This is a genomic window from Streptomyces sp. SS7, assembly GCF_037993025.1.
Classification (GTDB): domain Bacteria; phylum Actinomycetota; class Actinomycetes; order Streptomycetales; family Streptomycetaceae; genus Streptomyces.
On record NZ_CP141223.1, the window covers coordinates 8,632,951 to 8,645,737 of the forward strand.

The following is a 12,787-nucleotide window of genomic DNA, read 5'->3' on the forward strand; positions in this document are numbered from 1 at the left end:
CGTCTGCGGTCCACACGAGCTGGGCCAACAAGCTGGTGGAGTGGAATGAGCGAGTCAGAACGCACACGGTACGGGCTCAACGCCGCCCCCCAGCGGGCCATCGCCGTCGTCGGCCTGGCCTGCCGCCTGCCCGGTGCGCCCGACCCCGACGGCTTGTGGCGCCTGCTGCGCGACGGTGACAGCGCCGTGCGCCCGGCGCCCGCCGATCGCCCGCGGCCCGCCGCTTCCTCCACCCGGGGCGGCCCCGAGGACGGGGCACCCCGCTGGGGCGGATTCCTCGACGAGGTCGACGGCTTCGACGCCGGCTTCTTCGGTGTCTCGCCACGCGAGGCGGACGCCATGGACCCCCAGCAGCGCCTCGTGCTCGAACTCGCCTGGGAGGCCCTGGAGGACGCCCGCATCCTGCCCGAACACCTCCGCTCCACCAACGCGGGCGTGTTCATCGGGGCCGCCCACGACGACTACGCCACCCTGCTCCACGCACTCGGACCGGAAGCGGTCACCCACCAGTCCTTCACCGGCACCCACCGCGCCCTCGTGGCCAACCGGCTCTCCTACCTGCTCGGCCTGCGCGGCCCCAGCCTCACCCTCGACTCGGCGCAGTCGTCCTCGCTCGTAGCCGTCCACCTCGCCTGCGAAAGCCTGCGCAGCGGCGACAGCGACATCGCCCTCGTGGGCGGCGTGAACCTGCACCTGGCCCCGGAGAGCGACCTCTACCCGCACCGCTTCGGCGCCCTCTCGCCCGACGGCCGCTGCTACACCTTCGACGCCCGCGCCAACGGGTTCGTGCGCGGCGAGGGCGGCGGCCTCGTCGTCCTGAAGCCGCTCGACCGGGCCCTCGCCGACGGCGACCCCGTCCGCGCCGTCATCCGCGGCAGCGCCGTCAACAACGACGGCGGAGGCGACACGCTCACCGCTCCCGACCCGCGCGCCCAGGAAGACGTGATCCGCCGAGCCCTGCGCAACGCCGGGACGGCCCCGCACGACATCCAGTACGTCGAACTCCACGGAACCGGGACACCGGTCGGCGACCCGGTCGAGGCGGCCGCCCTCGGCGCGGCCCTGGGCGAGGGAAGGCCCTCCGACGAGCCCCTGCGCGTGGGCTCCCTCAAGACCAACGTGGGCCACCTCGAAGGCGCGGCCGGAATCGCCGGCCTCCTCAAGACGGTCCTGTCACTCCAGCACCGCGAACTTCCGCCCAGCCTCAACTACCGGACCCCTAACCCCGACATCCCTCTCGACGCCCTCCGCCTTCGCGTCCAGGACACCAAGACCCCCTGGCCGCGCCCCGAAGCGTCCCTCATCGCCGGGGTGAGCGCCTTCGGCATGGGCGGGACGAACGCGCATGTGGTGTTGGAGGAGGCTCCGGTTGTGTCGGAGGCCGAGTCCGGGGATGCGGGATCGGACACGTCGCCGGTGCTTGTGGCTGGTGGTGTGGTGCCGTGGGTGGTGTCGGGTCGTGGTGGTGAGGGGCTGGCGGGTCAGGCCGGCCGTCTGGGGTCGGTCGTGGGTTCTGCCGGTGGTGAGTTGCGGCCGGTGGATGTGGCGTGGTCGTTGGCTGCGACGCGTACGGCGTTCGAGAACCGGGCCGTGGTCCTGGGTGGTGAGTCCGGTGAACTGGTGTCCGGGCTGGGTGTGGTGGCTGATGGTGGCGTCGTGGGTTCCGGTGTGGTGCGGGGTGCGGTGACGGGTGCTGCTGACCGGGTGGTGTTCGTGTTCCCGGGTCAGGGGGCTCAGTGGGTGGGTATGGGGCGGGAGTTGTGGGATGTCTCGCCGGTGTTCGCGGCGTCGATGGAGGCGTGTGAGCGGGCGTTGGCGCCGTATGTGGGGTGGTCGCTGAGCGAGGTCGTGCGGGGTGCGGCGGAGCTGGTGGACGTGGATGTGGTGCAGCCGGTGTCGTGGGCGGTGATGGTGTCGCTCGCGGAGGTCTGGCGTGCGTGCGGTGTTCAGCCGTCCGTGGTCGTGGGCCACTCGCAGGGTGAGATCGCTGCCGCGGTGGTGGCGGGTGGTCTGTCGCTGGAGGACGGGGCGCGGGTGGTGGCGCTGCGTTCGCGGGCGATCCGCGCGATCGCCGGGCGCGGTGGCATGGTCTCCGTCTCCCTTTCCCTCGCTGAGGTCGAGGAGTTGCTGGCGGGTTGGTCGGGGCGGGTCGATGTGGCGGCGGTGAACGGCCCGGCGTCGGTGGTGGTGGCCGGTGACGCGGACGCGCTGGACGAGCTGATGGCCCACTGCGAGAGCAGTGACGTACGGGCTCGTCGTATCCCGGTCGACTACGCCTCCCACACCTGGCACGTCGAAGCCATCGAGGACGAGCTGGCGCGGGTGCTGGCGGCGGTGGAGCCGCGTTCGGGTCAGGTGCCGTTCTTTTCCACGACCGAGGCGGAGGTGGTTGATACGGCTCTGCTGGACGGGGGGTACTGGTATCGGAACCTGCGTCAGCGGGTGCGTTTCGCGGATGCCGTGCAGGGTCTGGTGGATCAGGGGTACGGGGCGTTCGTCGAGGTCAGTTCCCATCCGGTGCTCGGCATGGCGGTCCAGGAGGCCGCTCCGGACGCGGTCGTGGTGGGTACTCTGCGGCGGGACAAGGGCGATGCCCACCGGCTGCTGACCTCCCTCGCCGAGGCCTGGGTGCGTGGTGTGCCCGTCGACTGGACGGCCGTACTCGCCGGACAGGACGCCCGCACGGTGGCGCTCCCGACGTACGCCTTCCAGCGTCGGCGCTACTGGTTCGACGGCGGCGCGACCCGTGGGCTTCCGCTCGAAGCCGACGTCGCTCCGACGCCGGAGCGGCGCAACGACTGGGTGCAGCGGATCCGGGCTCATGCCGCCGCCGTGCTGGGGCATGCCGCAGCAGGGGATGTCGACTCGACGCTCACCTTCAAGGCGCTGGGCTTCGACTCCGCGACCTCGGTCGAACTGCGGAACCGGCTGGTGGAGGACACGGGGCTCTTGCTGCCGGCCTCCGTACTCTTCGATCACCCCACGCCCCAGGCCCTCGCCCGTCATGTACGCGGGCTGCTCGACGGCAGTGGTGACCCGGCCCCCGAGATGTCCGAGGGCCAGACGTCCGCCACTGAGGATGAGCCCATCGCCATCGTGGCCATGGGCTGCCGCCTGCCCGGTGGCATCAGCACACCGGAAGAGCTGTGGGAACTCCTCTCCGCCGGCGACGACACCGTTTCCGGCTTTCCCGCCGACCGTGGCTGGGACCTGGAGAGCCTGTACGACCCCGACCCGGAACAGCACGGGACCACGTACGCACGCTCGGGTTCGTTCCTCTACGACGCCGGTGACTTCGACCCCGGCTTCTTCGGGATCTCGCCGCGCGAGGCCGTCGCCATGGACCCGCAGCAGCGGCTTCTCCTGGAAGCCTCGTGGGAGGCGCTGGAGCGGGCCGGGATCGACCCGGAGACGCTCCGGGAGCGCGACGGCGGAGTATTCGTCGGAATCATGCAGCAGGAATACGGGCCCGGACTGCACCGCGCCCCCGACTCCGTCGACGGGCATCTCCTCACCGGCACGTCCTCCAGCGTGGCCAGCGGTCGGATCGCCTATGTCCTGGGACTGCGCGGACAGGCGGTGACCGTGGACACCGCGTGCTCGTCGTCGTTGGTGGCCCTGCATCTCGCGGCCCAGGCGCTGCGCGCCGGTGAGTGCTCGTTCGCGCTCGCAGGGGGCGCGACGGTGATGGCCGAGCCCGGCATCTTCGTGGAGTTCAGTCGTCAGCGGGGGCTTGCGCCGGACGGTCGGTGCAAGCCGTTCGCGGCGGGGGCGGACGGTACGGGCTGGGGTGAGGGTGTGGGGGTGCTGCTGCTGGAGCGGCTCTCGGACGCCCGTCGCAACGGTCATCCGGTGCTGGCGGTGGTGCGCGGTTCGGCGGTCAACCAGGACGGGGCGAGCAACGGGCTCACGGCGCCCAACGGTCCCGCGCAGGAGCGGGTGATCCGGGCGGCCCTCGCCAAGGCCGGGCTGTCTGCGGCTGACGTGGACGCGGTGGAGGCGCACGGCACGGGCACCACTCTGGGCGACCCGATCGAGGCGCAGGCGCTTCTCGCCACGTACGGACGGGGACGCGATCCGGAACGGCCGTTGTGGCTGGGCTCGTTGAAGTCCAACATCGGTCACACCCAGGCTGCTGCGGGTGTGGTCGGCGTGATGAAGATGGTGCTCGCGTTGCAGCAGGGAATCCTTCCCCGCACGCTCAACGTCGACGAGCCGACGCCGCATGTCGACTGGTCTGCGGGAGCGGTGTCGCTGCTGACCGAGGCCGTGGAGTGGCCGTCGGGCGAGGGGCGTCCGCGCCGCGCGGGTGTGTCGTCCTTCGGGATCAGTGGGACGAACGCGCATGTGGTGTTGGAGGAGGCTCCGGTTGTGCCGGAGGCCGAGTCCGGGGATGTGGGTGCGGGTGCGTCGCCGGTGTTGGCTGCTGGTGGTGTGGTGCCGTGGGTGGTGTCGGGTCGTGGTGGTGAGGGGCTGGCGGGTCAGGCCGGCCGTCTGGCGTCGGTCGTGGGTTCTGCCGGTGGTGAGTTGCGGCCGGTGGATGTGGCGTGGTCGTTGGCTGCGACGCGTACGGCGTTCGAGAACCGGGCCGTGGTCCTGGGCACCGAACGGGACGACCTGATCCTCGCGGTCAAGGGGCTCACGGCGGACGACGGTGTGAACCCGTCGTCCGTGGTGCGAGGGCGAGCCACTCGTGCCGCCGGTGACGTGGTGTTCGTGTTCCCGGGTCAGGGGGCTCAGTGGGTGGGTATGGGGCGGGAGTTGTGGGATGTCTCGCCGGTGTTCGCGGCGTCGATGGAGGCGTGTGAGCGGGCGTTGGCGCCGTATGTGGGGTGGTCGCTGAGCGAGGTCGTGCGGGGTGCGGCGGAGCTGGTGGACGTGGATGTGGTGCAGCCGGTGTCGTGGGCGGTGATGGTGTCGCTGGCGGCGGTGTGGCGTGCGTGCGGTGTTCAGCCGTCGGTGGTGGTGGGGCATTCGCAGGGTGAGATCGCTGCCGCGGTGGTGGCGGGTGGTCTGTCGCTGGAGGACGGGGCGCGGGTGGTGGCGTTGCGTTCGCGGGCGATCCGTGCGATCGCCGGGCGCGGCGGCATGGTCTCCGTCTCCCTTCCCCTCGCCGAGGTCGAGGAGTTGCTGGCGGGTTGGTCGGGGCGGATCGATGTGGCGGCGGTGAACGGCCCGGCGTCGGTGGTGGTGGCCGGTGACGCGGACGCGCTGGACGAGCTGATGGCCCACTGCGAGGTGGAGGAGATCCGCGCTCGTCGTGTCCCGGTGGATTACGCCTCTCACACCTGGCACGTGGAGGCGATCGAGGACGAGCTGGCGCGGGTGCTGGCGGCGGTGGAGCCGCGTTCGGGTGAGGTGCCGTTCTTTTCCACGACCGAGGCGGAGGTGGTTGATACGGCTTTGCTGGACGGGGGGTACTGGTATCGGAACCTGCGTCAGCGGGTGCGTTTCGCGGATGCCGTGCAGGGTCTGGTGGATCAGGGGTACGGGGCGTTCGTCGAGGTCAGTTCCCATCCGGTGCTCGGCATGGCGGTCCAGGAGGCTGCTCCGGACGCGGTGGTGGTGGGTACTCTGCGGCGGGACAAGGGCGACGCCCACCGGTTGCTGACCTCCCTCGCCGAGGCCTGGGTGCGTGGTGTGCCCGTCGACTGGACGGCCGTACTCGCCGGACAGGACGCCCGCACGGTGGCGCTCCCGACGTACGCCTTCCAACACCGGCGCTACTGGCTCGACACGCCCGAGCCCGCCCCCGTCGGCCCCTCGGTCGACGCGGTGGACGCCCGTTTCTGGGAGGCCGTCGAGCGGGAGGATCTGGAAGCGCTGGCGGAGACGTTGCGCGTGTCCGACAGTGAGTCGCTGGCCGGTGTCCTTCCCGCGTTGTCGGGGTGGCGTCGGGAGCAGGCTGCGCGGTCGGTGGTGGACGGCTGGCGGTACAAGGTGGTCTGGAAGCCGGTCGGCCGGGACGTCCGGGACGCGGCCCTGACCGGTGTGTGGCTGCTCGTCGTCCCGCACGGACACCAGGACACCGCACTTGTCACCACCCTCGCCGACGGGCTGACCGCCCACGGCGCCGAGGTCCGTGTCCTCGGACTCACCGCGCGGCATGCGGAGTGCGAGGCACTGAAGTCCGCGCTCGACGAGGCGTCGGCCGACGCTGCGGTGCCGTTCAGCGGTGTGCTGTCGTTGCTGGGGCTGGACGAGGACCCGTTGCCCGATCACCCCGTGCTGTCCACCGGGGCCGCCCTCACCGTCTCCCTCCTCCAGGCGCTCGGCCGGGCCGGGGTGAGCGCGCCCCTGTGGTGTGTCACGCAAGGTGCCGTGGCCGTCGGGGACCAGGAACAGGTCGCCCGGCCGGCCCAGGCGGCCGTATGGGGCCTGGGCAGGGTCGCGGCCCTGGAGTGCCCGGAACGCTGGGGCGGACTCGTCGACCTCCCCGAGCGGCTCGACGGCCGGGGAGCGGGCGCCCTGTGCGCCGTCCTGGCCTCCCGCGGCGACAGTGCCGAGGACCAGGTGGCGCTGCGCGCCCACAGCACCTTCGTACGGCGTCTGGTTCCGGCCCCGCTCTCCGCAGGCGGGAACCCGGCTGCCGGGCGGCGGCACTGGAAGCCCCGCGGTACGGCCCTCGTGACCGGCGGAACCGGTGCGCTCGGTGCGCACGTCGCCCGGTGGCTGGCGCGCGGCGGTGCCGAGGACGTGGTCCTGGTCGGCCGACGGGAACGGTCCGACGACGCGGCCCTGACGGAGCTGCAGGCCGAACTCGACGGCTTGGGAGCCCGGTTGACCGTGGCGGCGTGTGATGTCGCCGACGGCGCGGCTCTGGGGGAGCTGCTGGACTCCCTGCGCGCCGACGGACGTACGGTTCGTACGGTGGTGCACGCCGCCGGTGTCGGCACCCTCGGAACGCTCGACGACCTCAGCACGGCGGAGTTCGCCGAGGTCGCCGCGGGCAAGGTCGCCGGGGCTCGGCACCTCACCGAGGCCCTGGACCCGGCCGAGACCGACGCGCTGATCTTCTTCTCCTCGATCTCCGGCGTCTGGGGCGTCGCCGACCACGCGGCCTACGCCGCCGCCAACGCCTGTCTGGACGCCCTCGCCGAGCACGTACGCCGCACCCGTGGGCTCTCGGCGCTGTCGGTGGCGTGGGGGCCCTGGGACGGCGGTGGCATGATCGCCGAGGACATGCGCGATCCGCTGCGTCGCCGGGGCATCCCCGTCATCGCCGCGGAACCCGCGATGGTGGCCCTGCAGGACGCACTCGACCACGATGACACGGTCGTGGCCGTCGCCGACGTCGACTGGGGCCGCTTCGTGCCCGTCTTCAGCGCCGTGCGCCCCGCCCCGCTCATCGCCGCACTGGAACCGAAGGACGAGACCGCGGGCGGCGAGCGGACCCGCGCCGGGGAACGGGACGGGCACGGGACGGACCCGGCTGCCTCGACCCTGACGCAGCGACTCGCGGCGCTGCCCGCCGTCGAGCACGACCGCTTCGTCCAGGACCTCGTGCGGTCCGAGGCGGCCGCCGTGCTCGGTCATGACTCGGCGGACGCCGTCGACGCCGCCTACGCCTTCAAGGAGCTGGGCTTCGACTCGGTCAGCGCCGTCGAGCTGCGCAACCGGCTCGTCGCCCGTACGGGGCTGAAGATCCCGACCACCGTCGTCTTCGACCACCCCAGTCCGCTCGCCCTCGCCGCCCACCTCCGCCTGCTCGCCGTCGGGGACCACGCCGGACCGCGACAGGACCCGGAGTCGTCCGCCTCGGTGGCCCTCTCGCGTGCGCCTGCCCCCGACGACGACCTCATCGCCGTCGTCGGCATGGGATGCCGCTACCCGGGCGGCATCGCCTCCCCCGACGACCTCTGGCGCGTCGTCGTCGACGGCGAGGACGTGATCACCGGCTTCCCCGCCGACCGGGGCTGGGACACGACCCGGCTCTACGACCCCGACCCCGACCGGAACGGCACCAGCTACGTCCGGCACGGAGGGTTCCTGCACGACGCCGGGGAGTTCGACGCGGCCTTCTTCGGGATCTCCCCGCGCGAGGCGGCGGCCATGGATCCGCAGCAGCGACTGCTCCTGGAGACGTCGTGGGAGGCCTTCGAGCAGGCCGGCATCGACCCGAGGACCCTGCGCGGCAGCAGCACCGGCGTCTTCACGGGCCTCACGGACCAGAACTACGGCACCCTGCTCAGCCGCGGCGCCGACGGCACCGAGGGCTATCTCGTCACCGGCGCCTCGACCGCCGTCGCCTCGGGCCGCGTCTCCTACGTCCTGGGCCTGGAGGGGCCTGCGGTGACCGTGGACACCGCGTGCTCGTCGTCGCTGGTGGCGCTGCACCTCGCGGTACGGGCCCTGCGGTCCGGCGAGTGCTCGATGGCGCTGGCGGGCGCCGCGATGGTCATGGCCGACCCTGCGCCCTTCGTGGGCTTCAGCCGGCAGCGGGGCCTGGCCCCCGACGGCCGGTGCAAGCCCTTCGCCGAAGCCGCCGACGGCTTCTCCCTCGCCGAGGGTGTGGGAGTGGTGCTGCTGGAGCGGCTGTCGGACGCCCGTCGCAACGGTCATCCCGTGCTGGCGGTGGTGCGTGGTTCGGCGATCAACCAGGACGGGGCGAGCAACGGCCTGACCGCGCCCAACGGTCCCTCGCAGCAACGAGTGATCCGTGCCGCTCTCACGGATGCCCGCCTCACCGCCGGTGAGGTGGATGTCGTCGAGGCGCACGGCACGGGCACACGGCTGGGCGACCCGATCGAGGCGCAGGCCCTGCTGGCGACGTACGGCCAGGACCGGCCCGCCGACCAGCCGCTGTTCATCGGTTCGCTCAAGTCGAACATCGGCCACACCCAGACCGCCTCCGGCATGGCGGGCGTGATGAAGATGGTGCTCGCCATGCGGCACGGCCTCGTGCCCGCGACCCTGCACGTCGACGCGCCTTCCTCGCATGTCGACTGGTCGGCGGGAGCGGTGTCGCTGCTGACCGAGGCCGTGGAGTGGCCGTCGGGCGAGGGGCGTCCGCGTCGCGCGGGTGTGTCGTCCTTCGGGATCAGTGGGACGAACGCGCATGTGGTGTTGGAGGAGGCTCCGGTTGTGTCGGAGGCCGAGTCCGGCCGTGCGGATGCGGACACGTCACCGGTGTTGGCTGCCGGTGGTGTGGTGCCGTGGATCGTGTCGGGCCGTGGCGGGGAGGGGCTCGCCGGTCAGGCCGGCCGCCTGGCGTCGATAGCGGGTGTGACTCGGCCGGTGGATGTGGCGTGGTCGTTGGCTGCGACGCGTACGGCGTTCGAGAACCGGGCTGTGGTTCTGGGTGGTGAGTCCGGTGAACTGGTGTCCGGGCTGGGTGTGGTGGCTGATGGTGGCGTCGTGGGTTCCGGTGTGGTGCGGGGTGCGGTGACGGGTGCTGCTGACCGGGTGGTGTTCGTGTTCCCGGGTCAGGGGGCTCAGTGGGTGGGTATGGGGCGGGAGTTGTGGGATGTCTCGCCGGTGTTCGCGGCGTCGATGGAGGCGTGTGAGCGGGCGTTGGCGCCGTATGTGGGGTGGTCGCTGAGCGAGGTCGTGCGGGGTGCGGCGGAGCTGGTGGATGTGGATGTGGTGCAGCCGGTGTCGTGGGCGGTGATGGTGTCGCTGGCGGCGGTGTGGCGTGCGTGCGGTGTTCAGCCGTCGGTGGTGGTGGGGCATTCGCAGGGTGAGATCGCTGCCGCGGTGGTGGCGGGTGGTCTGTCGCTGGAGGACGGGGCGCGGGTGGTGGCGTTGCGTTCGCGGGCGATCCGTGCGATCGCCGGGCGCGGTGGCATGGTCTCCGTCTCCCTTTCCCTCGCTGAGGTCGAGGAGTTGCTGGCGGGTTGGTCGGGGCGGGTCGATGTGGCGGCGGTGAACGGCCCTGCGTCGGTGGTGGTGGCCGGTGACGCGGACGCGCTGGACGAGCTGATGGCACACTGCGAGGTGGAGGAGATCCGCGCTCGTCGGGTCCCGGTGGATTACGCCTCCCACACCTGGCACGTGGAGGCGATCGAGGACGAGCTGGCGCGGGTGCTGGCGGCGGTGGAGCCGCGTTCGGGTGAGGTGCCGTTCTTTTCCACGACCGAGGCGGAGGTGGTGGATACGGCTCTGCTGGACGGGGGGTACTGGTATCGGAACCTGCGTCAGCGGGTGCGTTTCGCGGATGCCGTGCAGGGTCTGGTGGATCAGGGGTACGGGGCGTTCGTCGAGGTCAGTTCCCATCCGGTGCTCGGCATGGCGGTCCAGGAGGCCGCTCCGGACGCGGTCGTGGTGGGTACTCTGCGGCGGGACAAGGGCGATGCCCACCGGTTGCTGACCTCCCTCGCCGAGGCCTGGGTGCGTGGTGTGCCCGTCGACTGGACGGCCGTACTCGCCGGACAGGACGCCCGGACAGTCCCGCTGCCCACCTACGCCTTCCAACACCGGCGCTACTGGCTCGACACGCCCGAGCCCGCCCCCGTCGGCCCCTCGGTCGACGCGGTGGACGCCCGTTTCTGGGAGGCCGTCGAGCGGGAGGACCTGGAAGCCCTCGCCGACACCCTCGACCTGGCGCCCGAACGGCGCGACACGCTCGACACGGTCGAACCGGTGCTGCCCGTGCTGGCGGAGTGGCGCCGACGCAAGCGGGAGACCGCCGCGCTGGACTCCTGGCGGTACGCGGTGACGTGGCGGCCGGCCGGTGCACCGGTGGCCGGGCCCGGCCCGTTGGCATCGCACTGGCTGGTCGTACTGCCGGGCGACGACGGCACGGCCGAGAGCACCGCTCGGGAGCTGGTCGAGGGGCTGCGCGGGCACAAGGAGGTCGAGGACGTCGTCACGGTCACCCTCGACGTGACGCGGGCGGACCGGGAGGCTCTGGCGGACCGTCTCCACGAGGCGTTCGAACAGAACCCGCTCATCGGCGGCGTACTCAATCTGCTGCCCCTGGCACCTCGCGGTGGCCACCCCTCCGCAGAGCCGACCCCCTCCGGCGTGCCCGAGGCCGTCACGAGCACCTTCCTGCTCATGCAGGCCCTCGCGGACACGAAGGCCGAGGCACCGCTGTGGACGGTCACCCGGGGGAGCGGTCGCCGTGCCCGGCCCCGCCGCCCCGCAGGCGTCCGGGCCGCTGCCCGAGCAGGCGGCCGTCTGGGGTCTGGGCCGGGTCTACGGGCTCGACCATCCCGAGCGCTGGGGAGGCCTCGTCGACCTCCCCGCACTTCCTGGCGAGGACCAAGCCTCCGGTGACGTGGTCGTGGACCTCGGCGCCCGTGCCCTGGACCGGTTCCTCACCGCTCTCGCGGGCGACGAGGACGAGGACCAGTTCGCCGTGCGCGAGGACGGCCTGTACGTACGCCGCATGGTGCGCAAGCCGGTCGACACCGAGGTCGGCGAGCGACGTACCGTCGGCCTCACCGGGACCACACTCATCACCGGTGGCACCGGCGCCCTCGGCGCCCACCTGGCCCGACGGCTCGCCGCCACCGGTGCCCGGCATCTGCTGCTCGTCAGCCGCCGTGGGCCGGACGCTCCCGGCGCGGACGGACTGGAGCGGGAACTCACCGAGCTCGGCGCCCGTGTCACCATCGCCGCCTGCGACCTCACCGACCGGGAGGACCTGGCCCGCTTGCTGTCGGGCGTGCCGGAGGACGCGCCGGTCACCGCCGTGGTGCACGCGGCGGGCGCCGAGCCGCCGGCCGTGGCGATCGGGGACACGGACCTCGACGACCTGCACGAGGTGATGCGCGCGAAGGTCGCGGGTGCCCTGCACCTCGACGCGCTGCTCGGCGACCGCCCGCTGGAGGCCTTCGTCCTGTTCTCCTCGGGCGCGGGCGTCTGGGGCGACGGGGGCCACTCCGGTTACGCGGCGGCCAACGCCTACCTCGACGCGTTCGCCGAGTGGCGCCGCGGACGAGGCCGGACGGCCACCTCCCTCGCCTGGGGTGCCTGGGCCGGCGGCGGCATGGTGCACGAGGCCGAGGGCGACCGGCTGCGGCGCTACGGCGTACCCATGATGGACCCCGAGGTGGCGGTGGGCGCCGTACAGCAGGCCCTCGCCCACGACGAGACCGTCCTGGTCGTCGCCGACGTGATCTGGGAACGGTTCGCGGCCACCTACTCGGCCGCCCGCCGCCGACGCCTCTTCGACGAGATCCCGGAGGCCCGGCTCCTCGACGCCGCTCAGGTCGTCGGCCGCACCGCCGACACCGACCCCGACACCGGGGCCGCGCCCGGTCCGGCGCAGTCGTTCGCCGCCCGGCTGGCCGGCGCGAGCCGGGCCGAGCAGGAACGGACCGTGCTCCAGCTCGTGCGGACCCAGGTCGCGGCCGTTCTCGGCCATGACGGGACCGGTGCCATCAGCCCCGGACACGCCTTCCGCGACCTGGGATTCGACTCCCTGACCGCGGTGGAGCTGCGCAACCGGCTGAAGGAGGCCACGGGTCTCGGCCTGCCCGCCACCCTGGTCTTCGACCATCCCACCCCGGCGGCCCTCGGCGAACGGCTGCTGTCCGAACTCGCCCCGCAGACGACGGGGACGGACGCGGGGGACCTCTCACCGCTCGACGCGCTGGAGGCGGCCGTCGCCGCGCTCGACCCCGGCGACGACGTCTCCCGCACCAGGATCACCACCCGGCTGCAAGCGCTGCTGTGGCGTCTGTCGGACGGTCCGACGGAGGCCCCGGTCGGCGGGGACGCCGACGACACACTGCTCGAGGCCGTATCGGACGACGAGATGTTCGACCTGATCGACAAGGAACTCGGCCTCAACTAGACCGCCGGCGGGGCGGCGTACTCCCCCGGTCGCCCCGTCCGG

2 protein-coding genes are annotated in these 12,787 nt (G+C 72.5%); both read left to right on the plus strand.

Annotated elements, in window-relative coordinates; translation table 11 throughout:
• Positions 1-45 precede the first annotated feature (45 nt).
• Positions 46-11,220 (plus strand): SDR family NAD(P)-dependent oxidoreductase, encoded by an 11,175-nt coding sequence (locus tag U5640_RS39630; RefSeq protein ID WP_340384058.1) that lies wholly within the window; start codon positions 46-48, stop codon positions 11,218-11,220.
• A gap of 112 nt (positions 11,221-11,332) precedes the next feature.
• Positions 11,333-12,745 carry an SDR family NAD(P)-dependent oxidoreductase gene (locus tag U5640_RS39635; RefSeq protein ID WP_340385611.1) on the plus strand — a complete coding sequence of 471 codons (1,413 nt, stop codon included), beginning with the start codon at positions 11,333-11,335 and terminating at the stop codon, positions 12,743-12,745.
• The last annotated feature ends 42 nt before the right edge of the window (positions 12,746-12,787 follow it).

What these genes read in the sequence shown, in the direction of transcription:
- U5640_RS39630 (WP_340384058.1), top strand. Translation starts at nt 46, where the DNA reads ATGAGCGAGTCAGAACGCACACGGTACGGGCTCAACGCCGCCCCCCAG.
- U5640_RS39635 (WP_340385611.1), top strand. Translation starts at nt 11,333, where the DNA reads ATGGTGCGCAAGCCGGTCGACACCGAGGTCGGCGAGCGACGTACCGTC.